The organism is Streptomyces sp. WAC06614, from assembly GCF_003949795.1.
Taxonomy (GTDB): domain Bacteria; phylum Actinomycetota; class Actinomycetes; order Streptomycetales; family Streptomycetaceae; genus Streptomyces.
This window is the reverse complement of sequence record NZ_RPRY01000002.1, coordinates 14923-35872: the sequence shown is the minus strand read 5'-3', so window position 1 is coordinate 35872 and position 20950 is coordinate 14923. Positions and strand designations below refer to the sequence as shown.

At 74.1% G+C, this 20950-nt stretch carries 15 protein-coding genes and 1 tRNA gene; 7 read left to right on the top strand and 9 right to left on the bottom strand.

Features of this window, described 5'->3' with window-relative positions; all coding sequences use genetic code 11:
• Positions 1-81 precede the first annotated feature (81 nt).
• A complete protein-coding gene (gene glgX, locus EF918_RS00550; RefSeq protein WP_125638747.1) occupies positions 82-2196 on the top strand; it encodes a glycogen debranching protein GlgX in 2115 nt (704 codons plus the stop codon).
• Here glgX and EF918_RS00545 read toward each other — a convergent pair.
• Complete coding sequence (locus EF918_RS00545; RefSeq protein WP_125638744.1) at positions 2181-3458, bottom strand: MFS transporter; 1278 nt, start codon at positions 3456-3458, stop codon at positions 2181-2183. The genes glgX and EF918_RS00545 overlap by 16 nt on opposite strands.
• Positions 3459-3540: 82 nt before the next feature.
• Between EF918_RS00545 and treY the strand changes: the two genes are divergently transcribed.
• Positions 3541-5937, top strand: a complete 2397-nt coding sequence (treY, locus tag EF918_RS00540; RefSeq protein WP_125638741.1) for a malto-oligosyltrehalose synthase — start codon at positions 3541-3543, stop codon at positions 5935-5937.
• Positions 5938-6050: 113 nt separating this feature from the next.
• Positions 6051-7325 carry a M14 family zinc carboxypeptidase gene (locus EF918_RS00535; protein ID WP_125638738.1) on the top strand — a complete coding sequence of 425 codons (1275 nt, stop codon included), beginning with the start codon at positions 6051-6053 and terminating at the stop codon, positions 7323-7325.
• A gap of 57 nt (positions 7326-7382) precedes the next feature.
• Here EF918_RS00535 and EF918_RS00530 read toward each other — a convergent pair whose 3' ends face one another.
• The gene (locus tag EF918_RS00530) at positions 7383-7937 is read right to left on the bottom strand and encodes a DUF1707 and FHA domain-containing protein (protein WP_125638735.1); all 555 of its coding nucleotides are present in this window, start codon (positions 7935-7937) and stop codon (positions 7383-7385) included.
• Between the two features lie 111 nt (positions 7938-8048).
• Here EF918_RS00530 and treZ point away from each other — a divergent pair, with 111 nt between their 5' ends.
• Complete coding sequence (treZ, locus tag EF918_RS00525; RefSeq protein ID WP_125638732.1) at positions 8049-9803, top strand: malto-oligosyltrehalose trehalohydrolase; 1755 nt, start codon at positions 8049-8051, stop codon at positions 9801-9803.
• A gap of 106 nt (positions 9804-9909) precedes the next feature.
• On the opposite strand, the gene EF918_RS00520 is transcribed toward treZ, so the two are convergent.
• The 3 genes from EF918_RS00520 to EF918_RS00510 form a co-directional block, all read right to left on the bottom strand.
• Positions 9910-10857, bottom strand: coding sequence for a hypothetical protein (locus EF918_RS00520; RefSeq protein WP_125638729.1), 948 nt, complete (start codon positions 10855-10857; stop codon positions 9910-9912).
• On the bottom strand, positions 10854-11432 hold the full coding sequence (locus tag EF918_RS00515) for a SigE family RNA polymerase sigma factor (protein ID WP_125638726.1): 579 nt from the start codon (positions 11430-11432) through the stop codon (positions 10854-10856). Before EF918_RS00515 ends, EF918_RS00520 begins: the two co-directional genes overlap by 4 nt.
• A gap of 118 nt (positions 11433-11550) precedes the next feature.
• Positions 11551-12420 carry a LysR family transcriptional regulator gene (locus tag EF918_RS00510; protein ID WP_125638723.1) on the bottom strand — a complete coding sequence of 290 codons (870 nt, stop codon included), beginning with the start codon at positions 12418-12420 and terminating at the stop codon, positions 11551-11553.
• Between the two features lie 118 nt (positions 12421-12538).
• Between EF918_RS00510 and EF918_RS00505 the strand changes: the two genes are divergently transcribed.
• Both EF918_RS00505 and EF918_RS00500 read left to right on the top strand, forming a co-directional pair.
• Positions 12539-13258 carry a gamma-glutamyl-gamma-aminobutyrate hydrolase family protein gene (locus EF918_RS00505; protein ID WP_125638720.1) on the top strand — a complete coding sequence of 240 codons (720 nt, stop codon included), beginning with the start codon at positions 12539-12541 and terminating at the stop codon, positions 13256-13258.
• A gap of 97 nt (positions 13259-13355) precedes the next feature.
• Positions 13356-13428 (top strand) — tRNA-His (locus EF918_RS00500).
• A 52-nt stretch (positions 13429-13480) separates the two neighbouring features.
• Here EF918_RS00500 and EF918_RS00495 read toward each other — a convergent pair.
• The 4 genes from EF918_RS00495 to EF918_RS00480 form a co-directional block, all read right to left on the bottom strand.
• Positions 13481-14122 (bottom strand): hypothetical protein, encoded by a 642-nt coding sequence (locus EF918_RS00495; protein ID WP_125638717.1) that lies wholly within the window; start codon positions 14120-14122, stop codon positions 13481-13483.
• 295 nt (positions 14123-14417) lie between these two features.
• The gene (locus EF918_RS00490) at positions 14418-15176 is read right to left on the bottom strand and encodes an alpha/beta fold hydrolase (protein ID WP_125638714.1); all 759 of its coding nucleotides are present in this window, start codon (positions 15174-15176) and stop codon (positions 14418-14420) included.
• Positions 15177-15350: 174 nt separating this feature from the next.
• The gene (locus tag EF918_RS00485; RefSeq protein ID WP_125638710.1) at positions 15351-17411 is read right to left on the bottom strand and encodes a phosphocholine-specific phospholipase C; all 2061 of its coding nucleotides are present in this window, start codon (positions 17409-17411) and stop codon (positions 15351-15353) included.
• Between the two features lie 190 nt (positions 17412-17601).
• Positions 17602-18570, bottom strand: coding sequence for a LysR family transcriptional regulator (locus EF918_RS00480; protein WP_125638706.1), 969 nt, complete (start codon positions 18568-18570; stop codon positions 17602-17604).
• 137 nt (positions 18571-18707) lie between these two features.
• Between EF918_RS00480 and EF918_RS00475 the strand changes: the two genes are divergently transcribed.
• Entirely contained in the window at positions 18708-20903 is a 2196-nt protein-coding gene (locus EF918_RS00475; protein ID WP_125638703.1) for a M4 family metallopeptidase, read from the top strand.
• The last annotated feature ends 47 nt before the right edge of the window (positions 20904-20950 follow it).

Genomic DNA, 20950 nt, shown 5'->3' with positions numbered 1-20950 from the left:
CCACGCGGAGCCCCTCTTTCGGGGAAGATCTGTGCTCGGACGCACGATGTCGGATCAGGCAGGAGTGGAAGAGTCTCAGCTATGCAGGTCTGGCCCGGACAGTCGTACCCCCTCGGCGCCACGTACGACGGCGCAGGAACCAATTTCGCGGTCTACTCGGAGGCCGCCCGACGGATCGAGTTGTGCCTCCTGCACGACGACGGCTCGGAGACCGCCGTCGAACTGCGGGAGACCGACGCCTTCGTCCGGCACGCCTACCTCCCCGGCGTGATGCCGGGGCAACGCTACGGCTTCCGGGTCCACGGCCCGTACGAGCCCGAACGCGGCCGGCGGTGCAACGCCGCCAAACTCCTGCTGGATCCCTACGCCCGGGCGATCAGCGGGGCCGTCTCCTGGGGCGAGGAGGTCTACGGCTACCACTTCGGCCGCCCCGACTCCCGCAACGACCTGGACTCGGCCCCGCACACGATGAGTTCGGTCGTGGTGAACCCGTACTTCGACTGGGCCAACGACCGCCCGCCGCGTACGGAGTACCACCACACGGTGCTCTACGAGGCCCACGTCAAGGGCCTCACGATGCGGCACCCGGACCTCCCCGAGGAGCTGCGCGGCACCTACGCGGCCCTCGCCCATCCCGCGGTGATCGGGCACCTGGTCAAGCTCGGCGTGACCGCGCTGGAGCTGATGCCCGTGCACCAGTTCGTGCACGACCACCGGCTGGTCGACGACGGGCTGAGCAACTACTGGGGCTACAACACCATCGGGTTCTTCGCCCCGCACAACGGGTACGCCTCGGGCGACCGGGGCCAGCAGGTGCTGGAGTTCAAGTCGGCGGTACGGGCACTGCACGAGGCCGGTATCGAGGTGATCCTCGACGTGGTCTACAACCACACCGCGGAGGGCAACCACCTGGGCCCGACCCTGTCCTTCCGGGGTCTGGACAACGCCTCGTACTACCGGCTGGCCGACGACCCCCGCTACTACACGGACACCACCGGCACCGGGAACTCGCTGCTGATGCGGTCCCCGCACGTCCTGCAGCTCATCATGGACTCGCTGCGGTACTGGGTCACCGAGATGCATGTGGACGGGTTCCGCTTCGACCTCGCGGCCACCCTGGCGCGCCAGTTCCACGAGGTGGACCGGCTGTCGTCGTTCTTCGACCTGGTGCAGCAGGATCCGGTGGTCAGCCAGGTGAAGCTGATCGCCGAGCCGTGGGACCTGGGCGAGGGCGGCTACCAGGTGGGCAACTTCCCTCCGCTGTGGACCGAATGGAACGGCAAGTACCGCGACACCGTACGGGACCTGTGGCGCGGCCAGCCGCGCACGCTGGCGGAGTTCGCGGGGCGGCTCACCGGTTCCTCCGACCTCTACCAGGACGACGGGCGCCGGCCGCTGGCCTCCATCAACTTCCACACCTGCCACGACGGTTTCACCCTGCACGACCTGGTCGCGTACAACGACAAGCACAACGAGGCCAACCGGGAGGGCAACCGGGACGGGGAGACGTACAACCGGTCCTGGAACTGCGGGGTGGAAGGGCCCACCGAGGACCCCGAGGTGCTGGAGCTGCGGGCCCGTCAGATGCGCAACTTCGTCGCCACCCTGATGCTGTCCCAAGGGGTGCCGATGATCAGCCACGGCGACGAGTTCGCCCGCACCCAGGGCGGCAACAACAACGCCTACTGCCAGGACAACGCCCTGTCGTGGGTGCAGTGGCCGGAGCCCGGCAAGTCGGCGCCCCCGCTGCTGGAGTTCACCCGGCAGATGGTGTGGCTGCGGCGCAACCACCCGGTGTTCCGGCGCCGCCGGTTCTTCCACGGACGGCCGGTGGAGGGCACGCACGACGAGCTGTCGGACATCGCCTGGTTCACCCCGCACGGCGAGGAGATGCGGGCCCGGGACTGGCAGTCGCAGAACGCCCGGGCCCTGACGGTGTTCCTCAACGGCGAGGCGATCTCCGAGCCGGGCACACGCGGGGAACGGATCACCGACGACTCGTTCCTGCTGATGTTCAACGCCAGTGCCGATCCCCAGGAGTTCACCCTCCCGGCCGGGCACGGCGACCGCTGGCGGCTGGTGGTGGACACGGCCCGGGCCGAGGTCCTGCCACCGGGTACCGGGCCGCAGTACGCGGCCGGGGACCGCGTGGCGTTGACGGGCCGGAGCCTGGTCGTGCTTCAGCGGCCGGCGTAGGCGACCTGCCCCGGCACCTCCGTGGCGGAGGTGCCGGGCCCCGCCGGGAGCGGGGCGTGCGCACGGGACGCCGGCACCCGGGCGGCCAGTGCCAGGAGCAGACAGGCTGCGGCCGAGCCCACCGCGACCGCGAAGGCCCCCGCGGGCCCGTACGCCTCGGCGAGCCGCCCGGAGACGGCCAGCCCCACGGCCTGCCCGCCGACCAGGGCGCTGGCGGCGAAGGCCATGGCCTCGGCGAGCCGCTGCGGTGCCACCGCCCGCTCGGTCAGGGCGAACGCGGTGATCAGGTGGGGTGCGTAGGCGGCGCCGAGGACGGTCACCACCGCGTACAGGGCCCCCAGGCTGCCGGCGAACAGCAGCGGTACGGACAGCACCAGCGCGGCCGCGGTGGCCACCCGCCAGCGCAGCCGCAGCCCGAACCGGGCGGGCAGCGCCCCCAGCGCGAGACCCACGGCCGCGCTGACCACGCCCATGGCGGCGTAGACGAGGCCGGCCTGCCCCGGGGCGCCCAGCCGGTCGGTCAGCGCGGCGATCCCGGCCTGGCAGCCGCCGAACATCGCGCCCTGGAGGGCGAGGGAGCCGCGCACGGCGTGCACGACGCCGGGGTGCCGGCCGCGCCGGCCGTCCCGGTCCCCCGCGGCGCGCCGGCCGGCCGTGACGGCTGCGGTCGGGTGCAGCGCGAAGGCGGTGGCGAAGACGGCCACGAGGGCCGCCGCGCCGGCGAGGGCGACGGCGGGCCGGGAGAGCAGGGCGGCGAGCCCGACCAGCGCCGGGCCGATGACGAACGAGACCTCGTCCAGGGTGCCTTCGAGGGAGTGCACGGCCCCGACGACGCCCTCGTCGGCGCCGGCGCGGTGGGCGAGGGCCACCGAACGGGTCCGGGCCAGCGGCCCGATCAGCGGTACGGACGCGCCGGTGACGGCGCCGATCAGGGCGAGCGGGAGGGTGCCGAGGCCGGCCAGGGCGGCGGAGACCAGGCCCGCGGTGGCGAGGGCGTTGACGGCGGCCGCGGACAGCACGACGGGCCGCTGTCCGTACCGGTCGGCGAGCCGCCCGAGCAGCGGGCCGCAGATCACCTGTCCGGCGGACAGGGCGCCCCCGACGATGCCGGCGGTGGCGAGGGAGCCGCTGGTCCCGGCGATCAGCAGCACGCTCCCGAACTGGCACATGGCGACCGGGAGTCGGGCGAGGAAGGAGAAGACGGGGAGAAGGGGCCCGGTGAGGGCGATGACTCTGCGATAGGTGTCGACGGTGGAGACCACTTGCTGAACGCTAACCCGGTGCAGTCACCCGGATGCACTGGGCAATGGCACGGAAATCGCCAGGCTGGGTACGTACGTTCTCATGACCCCGCAGCATTCGAGCACCCCCGCGCGCCCCCGCCGGCCCGCCGCCACCTACCGGCTGCAGCTGCGTCCGGAGTTCCCGTTCGCCGCGGCCGGTGCGGCCGTCCCCTACCTCGCCGGGCTCGGCGTCACCCATCTGCACCTGTCGCCCGTGCTGGAGGCGGTGCCGGGGTCGGCGCACGGGTACGACGTGACCGACCACACCCGGGTCCGGGAGGAACTCGGCGGTGAGGCCGGGCTACGGGCGCTGGCCGGCACGGCCCGGCGGCACGGGCTGGGCCTGGTGCTGGACATCGTGCCCAACCACATGGCCGTGCCCTCGCCGCTGCGGCTCAACAGGCCGCTGTGGGAGCTGCTGCGCACCGGGCCGGGCTCGCCGTACGCGCGCTGGTTCGACATCGACTGGCCGGCGGGCGGGGGCCAGGTGCTGCTGCCCGTGCTGCCCGGGCCGCTGGAGGAGTGTGCCCCGCGCGTGCGGGACGGCGTACTGGTGTGCGGGGACCGGGAGTTCCCGCTGCGGGAGGGGACGGCCGGGCTTCCGCTGCCGGAGCTGCTGGCCCGGCAGTGGTACCGCCCGGCGTGCTGGCGGGAGGCCCGGACGTCGCTCAACTACCGGCGTTTCTTCACCATCGCGGAGCTGATCGGGGTCCGGGTGGAGGATCCGGAGGTGTTCGCGGCGACGCACGCGAAGGTGCTGGAGCTGGTCCGGGACGGGGTGGCCGAGGGGCTGCGGATCGACCATGTGGACGGGCTGGCCGACCCGGAGGAGTACCTGCGGCGGCTGCGGACGGAGGTCGGGGACGACTGCTGGGTGGTGGTGGAGAAGATCCTGGCCGACGAGGAACGCCTGCCGGCCTCCTGGGCGGCGTCGGTGGCGGGGACGACCGGCTACGACGCCCTGCGGCGGCTGGACGGGGTGTTCACCGACCCGGAGGGCGCGGCGGAACTGGCGCGGGAGTACCAGGAGTTCACCGGCTCGGCGGACTGGGAGGCCACGGCCGCCGACTGCGCCCGCACGGTGCTCACGGTCGACCTGGCGGCCGAGCTGGCGGCACTCGGCCGACTGGCCGGGGCCGAACTCCAGGACGCGGTGGCCGAGTTATTGATCGCCTATCCGGTGTACCGGCCCTATCCGGGCGGCCCCGGCCCGTCCGCGCAGACCCTCGCCCGGGCCGGGGCCCGGGTGCCGGCCGCCGCACTGGACGCCGTACGGGTCCTGCTGCGGCAGGACGCGGCGTTCGCGGCGCGCTTCGCGCAGACCTCGGCGGCGCTACGCGCCAAGTCCCTGGAGGACCGGGCCTTCTACCGGTACGCGCCGCTGCTGTCGGCCACCGAGGTCGGCGGCGATCCGGGCCGGCCGGCGGTGTCGGTGGCGGAGTTCCACGCCTACTGCGAGCGGATCGAACGGGACTGGCCGGCCACCGGCACGGTGCTGTCCACGCACGACACCAAGCGCAGCGCCGACGTCCGGGCCCGGATCGCGGCGCTGTCGCAGGACCCGGCGGCGATGGGCCGGCCGGCGGGCGCCGACCCGCAGCTCGCCTGGGTCGCCCGGCAGACCGCGCTGGGGCTGGGTGAAGCCCCGGACCGCGAACCGCGGCTTGCCGAGGCGCTGTTGAAGGCGGTCCGCGAGGCCGGGCTGCACACGAGCTGGACCGCGCCGGACGAGGCCTACGAGGAACAGGTCGGCGCCCATGTCCCGGCCGCGGCCGAGCTGCCGGCGCACCTGGCGGAGGCGGCCCGGGTCACCATGCTGGGCCTGGCCCTGCTGCACCTGACGATGCCGGGCGTCCCGGAGGTGTACCAGGGCTGCGAGACGGACTGCCGGACCCTGGTCGACCCCGACAACCGGCGCCCGTTCCGCTTCCCCGCGCAGGCGCCGGACGCGCCCACCGGGCCGACCGGTCCGGGCGGTCCGACCGGTCCGGGCGGGCCGGCGGAGGAGAAGCGGACGCTGACCGCGGCGGTGCTGCGGCTGCGGCGGGACCGTCCGGAGCTGTTCACCGGCTATGCGCCACTGACCGCGAAGGGCCCGGCGGCGGACCACCTGGTGGCATACGCCCGCGGGGCAGGCGGCGCGGCCGGCCCGGGCGGCGCTGATGGCCCGGGCGGCGCGGCGGGCCCGGGCGGCGCGGCGGGCCCGGGCGGCCCGGACGACGCGGCGGGCCCGGGCGGCGCGGCGGGCCCGGGGCTGGTGGTGGTGGCGACCCGGCTGTCGTACCGGCTGGCGGTGGCGGGCGGCTGGCGGACCACGACGCTGCCCCTGCCCCCGGGCGACTGGTCGCCCCTCCTGGGCCCGGCCGACGTCCGCCACCGGGGCGAGGTCACCGTGGCCGAGCTGCTGCGCACCGCTCCGGTGACGGTCCTGCTGCGCCGCCCGTCCGACGGGGGCTGACCGGGCCGGGGGCCGCAAGGTCCCGCCGCCCGGGCGGATGTTCGGGGGTGCGTCAGGGGACGAGGTCGTGGACCGCAGCAGTACGAGGCCCGTACGGCGGGCAAAGCATCACCGTGACCCTCTTCCGTGACATGCGCTACCCCACTCCGCATGAACTCGCCCTGGCCGGGCGCGCCCTGGCCGACGAACATCCCGGGCTGGTCCGGCTCCGCCGGGCCGGGACCTCCCGGGGCGGGCGGCCCCTGTGGTTGCTGTCGGCCGGGGCGGACTCCTCCGGCGGCCGGAACGTCCTGGTCGTCGCCGGGGCCCACGCCAACGAGCCGGTCGGCGGCGCCACCGCCCTGTCCCTCGCCCGCCGGGTCATCCAGGAGCCGGCGCTGCGGGACGGGTGCGGCTGGCACCTGCTGCTGTGCGCCGATCCGGACGGCGCCGCCCTGCACCGCACGCCCCGCCCGTACTCGCTGCTCGACTACCACCGGCATTTCTTCCGGCCGCCCGGCCCGGAGCAGCCGGAGTGGGCGCCGTCGTTACTGCCCCCGGACCGGCTGCCGCCCGAGACGCTGGCGCTGACCGCCCTCATCGACGAGCTGCGCCCGCGGCTCCAGGTCTCCCTGCACGGCACGGACCTCGGCGGGAGCTGGGTGCAGCTCACCCGGGACGTCCCGGGACTGGCCGAGCCGTTCGGCAAGTCGGCGGCGGAGCTGCGGATCCCGGTGGAGACGGGCGCCTCGGACGCGGCGGGCTGGCCCTCGCCCGGGCCCGGGATCTTCGTGATGCCGCACGCGGGCAGCGAGGCCACCGGGGTCTTCCACCCCGACGACACCCGGCTGAGCACCTGGTACCACGCCCACCGCTACGACGGGACCACCGCCATCGTGGAGGCCCCGATGTGGGCCAGCGACCTGGTGGACGACCCGGCACCGCACCCCGACCCCCGCGGCGCGCTGGCGGCCTTCGCCCACCGGCTCGGCGAGGAGGCCGGGCAGGTGGCCCGGGTGCTCGCCGCGGCCCGGCCGGGGCTGCCGGCCGACGACGAGGCGCTGGCGGCGCCGCTGCTGCGGGCGGTGGACTGGACGCTGGAGTTGATCCCGCGGATCGAGCAGGCCTGGGCCGGCGGCGAGGTTCCGGCGGAGGCGACCGCCGCGTACGTGGGAAGCATCGACGCCTTCGGCCGGCGGCTGCCGCTGCGGGCCGCGGCGATGCTCCTGCGGGTGCTGCGCTCGGCCGGCCACGGGTCGGCGCCGGAACTGGAACGGCTGGTGACGCTGTGGTGCGCGGCCTTCGCCGACCGGTTCCAGGCCCGGTGGGTGCCGGTGGCCACCCAGGTGGAGCACCAGTCCCGCACGGTCCTGGCCACCTGGGCCCGCCTGGCCGCCCTCACCCGATGACGCCCACGACCACCCCCGGCCGCACCTCCGGCCACGGCCCCGGCCCCGGCTACGGCGTCAGCGGGCGGACAGCCGGAAGACGACCCGGCCGAAGCCCACCTGGTCCCCGTCCCGCACCACGGCGGAGCCGGTGACCCGGCGGCCGTTGACCGTGGTGCCGTTGGTGGAACCGAGGTCCTTCAGCACCCACAGCCCGTCCCGCAGGCTCAGTTCGGCGTGGGCCCGTGAGACGGTCTCATGGGTCAGCCGCAGCCCGTTGCCCGGGTCGCGCCCGATCCGCAGCGGCTCGACACTGGGCTGGGGCAGCAGCAGCTTGGGCAGCCGCTCGGCGTTCCAGGCGCGGCGGACGCCGACCGTGACGGCGGAGACCCGGCCCACCCAGCCGAACAGCCTCCGGGACCAGGCGCTTTCGGCGGAGACCAGGTCGGCGGTGAGGACGGCCAGGTCCTCGGAACGCCGGGCGGCCAGGGCCAGTTCCATCCGGCGCAGGAACGTGTCGTGCGACAGGCGTCCCTGGGCGGCGCCCTCCCTGAGCAGGCCGAGCGCCCGGTCCCGCTCGGCGTCGGTCAGCCGCGGAGCGGGGTGTACGGGGAACTCGAAACTGGACGTCACAGGGTGATTGTCGGGCCGACCTGCCCGAACTGTCCAGAACTCCCCCGCCGGGACAGGAATGATGGGCCACGCCAGGTCCGCTGGGCACCGCTTGTCACGAGGGGAACGTCCGTGCAGTTCGAGGTGTGGGCACCACAGGCACAACAGGTCGCGCTGCGACTGCGCGACCACACGCACCGGATGGTGCGCGACGCGGAACGCGACGGCTGGTGGGTCGTCTCGGCCCCCGCCGCCGACGGGGACCGCTACGGCTTCCTGCTCGACGACGACCCGCTCGTCCGCCCCGACCCGCGCGGGCGGCGCCTCCCGGACGGCCCCGAGGGGCTGTCGGCCGTGGTGGACGTCGAGGCGCTGGTGCCGCCGGAGCGGCAGCAACCGGTCCCGCGCATCCCGTTGCAGGACGCCGTCCTGTACGAGCTGCACATCGGCACCTTCACCCCCGAGGGCACCTTCGACGCGGCCGCCGCGCTGCTGCCGCACCTGGTCTCCCTCGGCATCACGCACGTGGAGCTGATGCCCGTCTGCCCGTTCCCCGGCCGGCACGGCTGGGGCTACGACGGCGTGGCCCCCTGGGCGGTCCACGAACCGTACGGCGGCCCGGCCGGGCTCGCCCGCTTCGTCGAGGCCGCCCACGGGCACGGCCTGGGCGTGGTCCTGGACGTGGTCCACAACCACCTGGGCCCCTCCGGCAACCACCTCCCCGCGTTCGGACCGTACTTCACCGACACCCACCGCACCCCGTGGGGAGCCGCGGTCAACCTGGACGCCCCCGGCTCCGACGAGGTCCGTGCCTACCTCCTGGGCAGCGCCCTGGCCTGGCTGCGCGACTACCGCATCGACGGACTGCGGCTGGACGCCGTGCACGCCCTGGCCGACGGCCGGGCCCTGACCTTCCTGGAGGAGCTGGCGGCCGCGGTGGACGAGCTGGCGGCCGAGGCGGGACGGCCGATGTTCGTGATCGCCGAGTCCGACCGGTGCGACCCGCGGACCACCACCCCGCGCGCCGCCGGCGGACTCGGCCTGCACGCCCAGTGGAACGACGACTTCCACCACGCCCTGCACTGCGCCCTGACCGGCGAGTCCCAGGGCTACTACGCCGACTTCGCCCGGGCCCCGCTGGCCGCCCTGACCAAGACCATGACCCGGGCCTTCTTCCACGACGGCACCTGGTCCTCCTTCCGCGGCCGCACCCACGGCCGCCCCGTCGACCGCCGGCGCACCCCCGCCCACCGCTTCCTCGGCTACAGCCAGACCCATGACCAGATCGGCAACCGGGCGCAGGGCGACCGGCTGTCCTCCTCCCTTCCCCCCGGCCTGCTGGCCTGCGCCGCCGCGCTGGTGCTGACCGGGCCGTTCGTGCCCCTGTTGTTCATGGGCGAGGAATGGGGTGCCTCCACGCCCTGGCAGTACTTCACCGACCACCCCGACCCCGAGCTCGCCGCGGCGGTCCGGGCCGGCCGCCGCCGCGAGTTCGCCGCGCACGGCTGGCGCGCCGAGGACGTCCCCGACCCGCAGGACCCGGCCACCCGGGAGCGCTCCTGCCTGGACTGGTCCGAGCCGGACAAGCCCACGCACGCCCGGCTCCTCGACTGGTACCGCACCCTGGTCCGGCTCCGCCGCACCCAACCGGACCTGCGCGACCCCGACCTCGCCGCCGTGCGGGTCGCCTACGACGAGGAGCGCCGCTGGGTGACCTTCCGGCGCGGGGACGTGCGGGTGGTGGCCAACCTGTCCGCCGAACCGCACACCGTCGCGCTGGGCCGCAACGGCGTGCGGGTGCTCGCCGCCTGGGAGCCGGTCGACCACCCCGACCCCGAAGGCCGCGTCCACGTCCCGGCCCGGTCCGTGGTGGTGCTGGGACCCTGACCGGCCGCCCGGGCCCCGGCGGGCCCTCGGCCCCGTGACCGGCCCCGCCGACGGTCCGTAGGTCGCAGCGGCCCGGGAGACCCCTGTACCCCCGGACCGCCACGAGTCAGGAGCCGTCCCCCGGTATGGACGGGTCGATGTCGGAGGTGGGTCCGGGCGCGGACGCGGAGTCGTAGACCAGGGCGCCCCGGGCGTCGTACCCCCGGAGCTGCGGGGGGGCGGTCTCCGGGCCGTCGGACATGCCCACGGCCGCATACCGTCCCCGCTCCACCGCGGCCTGGACGGTATGCCCGCCGTAACGCACCTCGACCTTGGTGACCTTGGGATCCACCGTCCCGAAGTCGGCCCACCGGTAGACCGGCTTGCCGGTCCTGACCTGGGGCAGCGTCCGCTGCCACAGGTTGAGGGCCTTCGGGTCCCGCTGCACCAGGGGGCTGCCCGGCCCGCGCTGCGGGCCCTGGCCCCCGAGCACCTCGGTCACCCGGCCCTCCTGTATCCGGCACATGAGGACCGCCTGCGAGGCGTCGTCCCCGACCGCCGTGATCCAGTAGGCGCCGCCCGGCACCTTGTCCTCACGAGTCGCCCCATGGGCCATCAGGATGCGCAGCTGCGACGGCTGAAGCCGGGGCAGCACCTCGCTCAGAATGCCGTACTCGTTCTTGTGCCGCAGGCAGTCGTCCAGCCACGACGCCGCCTGCTCGTACGTGGCCCCGTCGGCCAGCAGGTCCGGCGAGGACGGGCGTCCGGGCAGCGGCGACTGCCTTTCGCCCGGATCGGCCGACGGCGTGGCCGAGGCCATCGCCAGGTAGCGCGCCGGACCGGGGTCCTTGTCACCGTCCACCGTGACCGTCAGGGCGACCGCCGGTATGCCGGCGAGCCCACAGAGCACCACCAGGGCCACGGCCGTCGCCGCCAGATGGCGCCGGCGCTCGTGCTGCCCCCGGCGGACGATGTCGGCCACGGGGGCCTGCCCCGGCCGGACCTCCCCCGCGTCGTCGGCCAGCAGCTCGCGCAGCCGGGCCTCCAGGGCGGAATCCTGCTCCTGCTCGATCATGATGTCGCTCCTTGCATGCCGCGCGCTCCGCGCACGGGGGCCGCTCCGCCCACGCGCACGGGTCCTTCGACGATCTGGTCCAGCCCGGGGCAGGCCCTCAGCTTGGCCAGGGCCTTGGAGGCCTGGCTCTTCACGGTCCCCGGGGAGCATCCCAGGGCCTCCGCCACCTCCGCCTCGGAGAGGTCCTCCCAGTACCGGAGGACCACCACGGCCCGCTGCCGGGCCGGTAACGTGGCCAACGCGGCCATGAGCGCGGTGCGCTCGTCCGCCCAGGCCGCGGCCGGGTCCGGCGCCAGGGTCTCGGGCGGGGCCGCGGTGAGCCGTTCGGCGACGCGGCGTTTACGGAACCGGTCGCTGTTGCAGCTCACCAGCATCCGGCGGACGTACGCCTCCGGATTGTCGGTGCGGCAGACCCGCCGCCACGACCGGTACGCCTTGGCCAGTGCCGTCTGGGCGAGGTCCTCCGCATCGTGCGGATCGCCCGTCAGCAGGTACGCGGTGCGCACCAGATGCGGCCACCGCGCCCTGACGAACGCCTGGAACTCCGCCTCGTCCTCCTGCTTCTGCGTCTGCATCTCACACCCCCTCGACCTCCAGACCACCGGTCGCGGGAATTCGGTTGCCCGCCCCCGGCCGGCGATCGACCCGGGCCGGCGATCCACCCGGCCCGGCGATCCACCCGGGCCGGCGATCTCATCCCCCGCCGGTCAACCGCTCCGCCAGCGTCGCCGCCAGGCCCGTCGGGGCACCCGGGGTGAGCAGCTCGGTGCGGTGGACCAGGCGCGGGGCCGCCACGGGGACCGCGGCCGCCTCCGGCGCCAGGCGGGCCGCCACCCGGCGCGGCAGGAGCGTCAGGCCGTGCCCGGCCGCGCTGAGGGCGCACAGGGTGTGCAGGTCGGTGCCGTCGTAGCGCAGCGACGGCGCGCAGCCGGGCGTGCCCAGCGCCGCGCGGACGGCCGCCAGGGGGATGCCGGCGTCGGGGGCGTCGAGCCAGCGGGCGTCGGCGAGGTCGGCCAGGCGCAGGCCCGGCCGGCCTGCGAGCGGGTGGCCGGCGGGCAGGAGCACCGCGAGCTCCTCCTCACCGACGCCGGTGACCGTGAGCGGGGCCACGTCCGGCAGCCGCAGGGGGTCGCTGGGCGCGGCGAGCCCGTCGACGAGCCCGAGGTCGCACGCCCCGGTCGCGACGGCTGCCGGTACGTCCCCCCGGGCCGTGATCCGCAGCGTCACCCCGGCCGCGGGCAGCGCGGCGAGCAGCCGGGGCCCGACGGCGAGGGGCGACGCGGCGAGGATGACCCGCCCCGGCGGCGCGGCGGCCAGCCGGGCCACGTCGGCCCGGGCCGCGTCGAGCCGCAGCAGCAGCGGACCGGCGTGCTCCAGCAGCCGGGCCCCGGCCGCGGTCGGGGCGACCGGGCGGCGCGTGAGCAACTCGGTGCGCAGGTCGCCCTCCAGGGCGGCGATGTGCTGGGAGACGGCGGACTGGGTGTAGCCGAGGTCGCGCGCGGCGCCGGAGAACGAGCCCAGGCGGGCCACGGCGACGAAGGTACGGAGGAGGTGCGGGTCCATCCCCGCAGGATGGCAGCCCGCCGGCTGCCCTCAGGAACACCTGCCATCAGCAACGCTTATCGACCCACGCAGAACAATCGTTGGCACTGAAGACCTCCCCGCCCGCACCATGATCCGCATGACCCCTGCACACGGCCACGTCGCCAAGATCGCCCTCGTCGGCGACCGCTCGCCCCATGTCGCCTCCCACACCCGGATCCCGGGCCTCCTCGACGCGCTCGCCGAGCGCGACGGGCTCGTCCTCGACGCGTACTGGATCCCGACGCCCGACGCCGCCACCGTCCCGCTCGACGGGTTCGACGCCGTCTGGGTGCTGCCCGGCAGCCCGTACGCCAGCGAGGCCGGGGCCGTCGCCGCCGTGCGGACGGCGCGGGAGCACGGCATCCCGTTCCTCGGGACCTGCGGCGGTTTCCAGCACACGCTGCTGGAGTACGCCCGCACCGTCTGCGGGATGACCGGTGCCGGCCACGCCGAGAACGACCCGGAGGCCGAGGATCCGCTGATCGCCCCGCTCGCCTGTTCGCTCGTCGGGCACGAGGGCGTGGTCCACGCCCGCCCCGGATCGCTCGCCGAGGCGGTGCTCGGGGCCGAGCGGTCCACCGAGCGCTACCACTGCCAGTACGGCCCGGTCGAGCGGCACCTTCCGGTGCTCGTGGAGCACGGCCTGGTGCTGTCCGGGCACGACGAGGACGGGCAGGTGCGGATCGTGGAGCTGACGGAGCACCCCTTCTTCCTGGCCACGCTCTTCCAGCCCGAGCTGTACGGCGACGGGACCCGGCCGCACCCGGTCCTGCGGGCGCTGGCCACCGCCGCCGTGGCCCACGCCGCCGCCCGGTAGGGCGGCGGCGGCCTCCCGGACCTCCCGTGCCGGAACGGTCCCGCTGATCCGCTATGCTGTGCGTGCACATCGAACGGGCGGTCCGCCGCCCGTCGTGGTGGGTGTAGCTCAGCTGGTAGAGCACCTGGTTGTGGTCCAGGTGGCCGCGGGTTCGAGTCCCGTCACTCACCCTGTGATCCCCGTGGGGGGTACGAGGTCTTCCTCGTACCCCCCACGGGCTTTTCACCCCAGCCCCGTCCGCTCCAGCGTCCGCAGCATCGCGGGCAGCTCACGGGCCGCGGCCGGGGAGTCCCCGACGGCCGCCCGCAGCAGCTCCGGGGTGAGCCGGCGCTCCTCGGCCGCCGTCAGCAGTTCCTCGGCGGGAACGGCCGGGCGGCCCCACTCCTGATCGCCGTACGCGAGGTTCCGCAGCGCGTCCGCGCGGTCCACGAACCGGCTCATGCCACAGTCCAGCCCGTCGTCGGACAGGTCCTCGGGGTACGGGGCGCGGGCCCAGGCACCGTTCTCGTACCAGTAGACGCAGCCCAGCTCGTAGCCCTCCAGGAGCTCGCGCAGGCGCTCGTACGGCAGCCAGTCCGGCCCGGTCGCCAGCATGTCGACGGCCGGCTCGTGCCACTTGACGCCGCTCGACTCGTCCTCGCCGTAGAGGACGAACCGCCCCTCGCCCAGCCGGGACAGCGTCCACCAGGTGCAGCCGCAGTCGTCGAGCCGGAGGCCGTGCCCGTCGATCCAGTGGCCGGTGCGGTGGCCGCCGCGCTCCTCCGCGGCCACCGTGGCCTCCAGCACGGCGACCAGGCCCCAGCGCGCCCAGAGCACGTCCGGGGCGGGCAGGTCCTGCGGGCGGCCCGGGCGGGCGATCGTCATGGGGTCACTCCTCCGTTGCGGGTCCCCGCCGCCACGGGCGGGGCGTGCACGTCCGAGGAGCGAGCCTACGGCGTCCCGCCCGGGCCGCCGACGGGCCGCCCGACGGGGCGCCGGCAGGCCGTCAGGCCGGCGTGGGAACGCCCTCAGGCCGGCGTGGGAACGCCCTCAGGCCGGCGTGGGAACGCCCTCAGGCCGGCGTGGGAACGCCCTCAGGCCGCCGTGGGAACGCCCTCAGGCCGGCGTGGGAGCGCCTCAGGCCGCCGTGGGAACGCCCTCAGGCCGGCGTGGGAGCGCCTCAGGCCGCCGTGAGGAAGGACTCCACCGCGGTGACGAAGGCCACCGGGGTCTCCACCGGGGGATAGTGGCCGCTGCCGGGCAGGGAGTGGACGCGGCAGTGGGGGTACCAGGCCTTCCAGGTGGCCTGCATGACCTCGGTGGTCAGGGCCAGGTCGTACTCGCCGACGAGCACCAGCACCGGCACCGTGCTGCCCTTGACCGCGTCCGACAGGTCGAGGGTCTGCCAGCTCGCGAGGTAGCCGGCGAAGGCCTCCGGCAGCGAGGTCTCCAGGGACCGCGCGACCATGCCCGCCAGCCAGTGCCGGGAGGCCCGCTGCCCGGTGACCAGGTCCAGGATGGCCAGCCGCTTGGCGGGGTCCTCGGCGGCGCCGTAGAACAGGGCGTGCGTGGCCTCGTCCATCACGTACGGCGCGGCCGGCACGGGAGCGATGCCGACGATCCGCTCGATCCGCTCGGGCGCCCGGACGAGCACCTGCTGGGCGGCCTTGCCGCCCATGGAGTGCCCCATGAGGCTGAACGTGTCCCAGCCGAGCTCGTCGGCCAGGGCGAGGGCGTCGTCGGCGATCTCGGCCAGGTCGTAGCGCCCGGGGACCTCCCGGCGGTCGCCGTAGCCGCGGTAGTCGAGGAAGGCGTAGCTGAACCGCTCGGGGTCGAAGTGGTCGAGCACCGAGCCCCAGTGGCCGGAGGTGCTGAACCAGTCGTGCAGGACGAGGACGCGGACGGGTCCGGTGCCGATCCTGCGGTGGGCGATGGCCATGCGGTCTCCTCGGTGGCGGTGACGATGACGGTCACGGTGACGATGACGGTGGCGGGGCGGGGCGGGTGTGACGGACGGGTCGCCGTTCGTTCTTCCCAGCGGACCCGCCGTCACACCGTCGTGCCGTCACCCCCTCGTGCCGTCACACCGTCATGCCGTCACACCGTCATGCCGTCAGACCGTCCGCAGCGCCGGGTCGGAGACGCCCGGGGCGCCCGTCTCCACATGGCCGGCGAACCGCCGCAGGAAGGTCGTGTCGAGGTCGGAGACGACCCGCACGTCGTACCAGCGGCCGGTGGTGCGCAGGTCCACGACGTGGCTGACGGTGGCACCGGACGCGACGCGCAGGGTCTGCGCGCCGCCCCCGTAGGCGTTGGTCACGGTGAGGTTGACCGCGGCCGAGCCGGAGTTGGTGAGGGTGAGGGTGAGGTTGCCCGTGGTGCCGTCGTGGCGGGCGGTGACCTCGGGGCCGGACTTCTTGGTGGGGCCCTTGAAGGTGCGCAGGAAGCCGTTCGGGCCCCAGACGGTCAGGTCGATCTGGTACCCCGTGGAGCTGCTGGTGCTCCAGGTGTCCGAGAGGGTCTTGCCCGCCTCGACGGTGTAGGGCCAGGGGCCGTCGGTCCGGTTGCCCGAGGTGCTGTGGAAGTGCGCCCCGAGGGTGGGACCGGAGGCGAAGGTGAGGGTGAACTTTCCGGTGGACAGGGTCCGGGTGCCGTCCACGTACGGCGCGTAGCCGAGGGCGCGGGTCGGCTTGGCGCCGGTCTCCTGCGCGGGGAGGGCGCCCGTGGCCGGCGGGGTGGGGTGGTAGCTGCTGTGCCGGTTGTGGTCCGGGGGCAGGTAGCCGGCGGTGGAGGGCAGGGCGGCGGGGGCCGGGTCGCCGGCGGTGAAGTCGAAGGCCGAGGTCAGGTCTCCGCAGACGGCGCGGCGCCAGGGCGAGATGTTGGGCTCGGCCACGCCGAAGCGCTTCTCCATGAAGCGGATGACGGAGGTGTGGTCGAAGGTCTCGGAGCAGACGTAGCCGCCCTTGCTCCAGGGCGAGACGACGATCATCGGGACGCGCGGGCCGAGGCCGTAGGGGCCGGCGTTGTAGCCCCCGCCGCCCTTGTAGAGGTCCTTGGTCACGTCGGCGGTGGACAGGCCCCAGGCGCTGGAGGCCGGCGGGTACGGCGGCACGACGTGGTCGAAGAAGCCGTCGTTCTCGTCGTAGGTGATGAAGAAGGCGGTCCTGGCCCAGACGGACGGGTTCGAGGTCAGGGCGTCGAGGACCTGGGAGATGTACCAGGCGCCGAAGTTGACCGGCCAGTTCGGGTGCTCGCTGAAGGCCTCGGGGGCGGCGATCCAGGAGACCTGGGGCAGGGTGCCCGCGGTGACGTCGGCGCGCAGGCGGTCGAAGAGGCCTTCCCCGGCCTTGGCGTCGGTGCCGGTGCGGGCCTTGTCGTAGAGGGCACTGCCGGGCTGGGCGTTGCGGTAGGCGTTGAAGTAGAGCAGGGAGTTGTCGCCGTAGTTGCCGCGGAAGGCGTCGTTGATCCAGCCCCAGGAGCCGGCGGCGTTCAGGCCGTCGCCGATGTCCTGGTAGACCTTCCAGGAGATCCCGGCGGCCTCCAGGCGCTCGGGGTACGTCTTCCAGCCGTAGCCCGCCTCCTGGTTGCCGAGGACCGGGCCGCCGCCGGTGCCGTCGTTGCCGGTGTGGCCGGTCCACAGGTAGTACCGGTTGGGGTCGGTGGCACCGATGAACGAGCAGTGGTAGGCGTCGCAGACGGTGAACGCGTCGGCGAGGGCGTAGTGGAAGGGGATGTCCCCTCGGGTCATGTACGCCATGGTGGTCGCGGTCTTGGCGGGGACCCACTTGTTGTACTTGCCGTTGTTGTAGGCGTTGTGGCCTCCGTTCCAGTCGTGGTCGAGGCCCTCGACGAACTGCATGCCGAGGTCGCCGGCCTGGGGGTGGAACGGCAGGACGTCCTTGACGCCGTCCGACTGGTGGAAGACGGACTTGCCGTTGTCCTGGAGCACCGGGCGGGGGTCGCCGAAGCCGCGGACCCCCTTCATGGTGCCGAAGTACTGGTCGAAGGAACGGTTCTCCTGCATCAGGACGACGATGTGCTCGATGTCCTGGATGGTTCCGGTGCTGCCCTGGGCGGGGATCGCGGCGGCCCGGGCGATGCTCTGGTCGAGCATCGTGAGCGCGGCGGTACCGCCCGCGATCTGCAGGAACCTGCGGCGGTTGAGTTCAGCCATGGGGTGACGACCTCTGGGGACGGGGGGACGGTGGCGTGGGGCGAGGACGAGGGGTGGAGGAGCGCCCCAAGGACAGCGCCTTCCGGGTACGTCCCGGGGGCTCCTCCGTGACGGTTCGTCGTACAACCGGCGAACGCCGGTCTCCGCGCGTACGCACCGCGGCCGGACACCGCGGACCGTGCACCGGGCCTCACGTTCGGTCGAGCACCGGGTGCAGTTCGGGCCGGGCGTCCCACCAGGTGCGGTGGAACGGGTTGTTGTCGAGGTTGGCCAGGTAGGCGTGGGCGGCGGCCCGGTAGAGCAGGTCGGCATGGGCCGCCGGGACGGCCGAACGGTTCCAGGCCAGCCGGATCCGGCCGGTGACCGGGTCGCCGGTCAGGGGACGCAGGACGGTGCCGGGGGTCGGCGGGGCGGTGGGCTGGGTCAGCGAGACGGCGCGGCCGGCCGCGATCAGGTCGTAGTGCATCTTCCGGTCGGTGATCCGGTGCCGCAGCAGCGGTGTGAAGCCGGCCTTCCGGCAGGCGGTGACCAGGGCCTCCGGTCCGCCGTCGTCGTCCTCGACCAGCGTCATCCAGGGTTCGCCGGCCAGGTCGGCGAGGTCGATGCGGGGCCGGCCGGCGAGCGGATGGCGGTCGGAGAGACGGACGCAGAAGGGCTCGCGGGCGATCAACGTGCGGGCCACCACGCCCTCGGGCAGCGGTACCTCGTGGTCGTTGACCTCGCCGTACAGGACCACGTCGTACTGTCCGGCGCCCAGCATCCGGGTCAGGGCGGTGACCGAGTGTTCCAGCTCGACGGCGACCTCCCGCTCCCGCAGCAGCAGGTCGAGCTGGGCCAGCAGGCCGTCGACGAGGACCAGCAGGATGCAGCCGAGCCGCAGCGGGCGGTCCGCGGTCGTGGCGGCCCGGGCTCCGGCGGCCAGCGCATCCATCTCGCCGAGCACCCGACGGGCCTTGGCCAGCACGAACTGGCCCAGCGGGGTGGGCTCGACACCGCGCCGGCCGCGGTAGAACAGCTCGCCTCCGGCGACCCGTTCGATCCGGCGTAGCTGGGCGCTCAGGGCCGGCTGCGAGACGCCCAGACGGGTGGCCGCCCGGCCCAGACTGCCCGCTTCCGCAATCCGGCAGACGGCCTGTAGATGCCTCAACTCCAGCTGCATTTCGGCAGGGTACGCACGCGGCGCCCGGCGCACCATAACGCGGGCCTTATGCCTGCAAGGATGTCCCGATCCGGTCATGCACACGCCCATACTCGGCGCGATCCCCCTGACTCCACCCCCACAGTTGATCGGAGCAGATGTTGTATCGCACCCGATGTACCGCGGCCGCGGCCGCCCTCGCGCTCACCGCGTGCCTCGCCGGCGCGGTCGCCGGCAGCGCCTCGGCGGCCTCCCCCGCGCCGCAGCCCGCACCCCCCGAGCGGGGCCGGTCCCTCGCCCTCGCCGCCGCCGACCAGGCGGCGAGCAGCGGGCTCGACGGGCTCCGGCACGGCCCCGACGAGAAGCTCGTGCGGACCTCGGTGACCCCGTGGGCCGACGGTCTCTTCTACACCGCGTACCAGCGCACGTACCGGGGCGTCCCGGTGCACGGCGGCGGTGACGCGGTGGTGCTCGCCGACAGCTCGGGCACGGTCCGGAACCTCGCCGCCGCCGCCTCCCCCGCGCTGAGCCTGTCCACCCGGGCCACGGTGCCGGCGGCGGCCGCGGCGGCCACCGCCCGCGCCCAGCTCGCCTCCGTCGAGGAGGCCACCGAGCCGGAGCTGACCGTGCTGGTCAAGGACGGCAAGGGCGTGCTGGCCTGGCACGTCCTGGTGGCCGGCCGGACCGCGCGGAACACGCCCAGCGGCCTGGACACGTACGTGGACGCCACCACCGGCAAGGTCGTCCGGGCCACCGAGAAGGTCCGCCACGCCGACGGCCGCGGCTACCACAACGGCAATGTCACCATCGACACCGCCGCCACCTCCATGACGGACACCGGCCGCGGCTCGTTCAAGTGCGGCGGCCAGAACGGCAGCGCGTACACCGGCTCCTCGCCCTGGGGCAACGGCGGCGCGAACGACCTGGTCACCGCCTGCGTGGACATCATGTACGCCGCCCAGCGCGAGTCGGACATGCTCAAGCAGTGGTTCGGCTACAACGGCATCAACGGCCAGGGCGGCATGGTCCCGGCCCGGGCGGGCCTGAGCGAGGTCAACGCCTACTACGACGGCACCAAGACCACCTACGGGCGCAACCAGAACGGCACCATGCAGCTCACCGGCATCGACGTCGTCGCGCACGAGTACGGCCACGAGATCTTCGACAAGACCCCCGGCTCCTCCGGCTCGTCCAACGAGAACGGCGGGATGAACGAGTCCACGGGCGACATCTTCGGCGCGCTGACCGAGCACTTCGCGAACAACCCGAACGACACCCCGGACTACACCGTCGGCGAGAAGCTGAACTTCCTCGGCGACAACAAGCCGATCCGCTACATGTACAACCCGTCGCTCGCCAACAACGACCCCAACTGTTACAACCAGTTGAGCTCCGGCACCGAGGTGCACGCGGCCGCCGGCCCGCAGAACCACTGGTTCTACCTGCTGGCCGAGGGCTCCAACCCGGGCGGCGGCAAGCCCGCGAGCCCGATATGCGCGGGCGGTCCCTCGTCCGTGACGGGCATCGGCATCCAGAAGGCCGGCAAGATCTTCATGGGCGCCCTGCTGATGAAGACCTCCGCATGGAACCACCCGGCCGCCCGCAAGGCGACCCTGGCCTCCGCCAAGAACACCTACGGCAGCGCCGAGTGCCAGGCCGTGAAGGCGGCGTGGGACGCGATCCGGGTCCCGGCCCAGTCCGGCGAGACCGACTGCGGCGGCACCAACACCCCGGACTTCACCCTCGCCCTCGACCCGACCTCGGGCTCGGCCCAGCCGGGTGCGTCGGTGACCGCCACCGTGAAGACCTCGACCGTCGGCGGCGACCCGCAGACCGTCCAGCTCTCGGCCTCCGGCCAGCCCGGCGGGGTCACGGTCTCCTTCAGCCCGTCCTCGGTGACCTCCGGCAACGCCGCCACCATGACCGTCTCGGTCGCGGCGGGCACGCCGAACGGCACCTACCCGATCACGGTGACCGGCACCGGCTCGGCCACGCACAGCGTCACGTACACCCTGGCCGTGGGGACCACCACCCCGCCCACCGGCTGCGAGAACACCGAGTACACCTACCGCGGCACCCTGGCGTCCGGCCAGAGTGCGGCCCAGCCGGACGGCTCGTACTACTGGTCGGCGACCTCGGGCACCCACACCGGCTGCCTGCGCGGCCCGGCCGGCACCGACTTCGACCTCTACCTGCAGAAGTGGAACGGCTCGGGCTGGGTGAACGTGGCCGTCTCCGGCACGGAGGGTGAGAACGAGGACATCAGCTACAACGGCTCACCCGGCTACTACCGCTACGTGATCCACGCCTACAGCGGCTCCGGCGCCTACACCCTGGGCCTGTCGGCCCCGTAACCCGCACGCCCCCCACAACAGGGGAGGCTGCCTCCGACCGGGGGGTC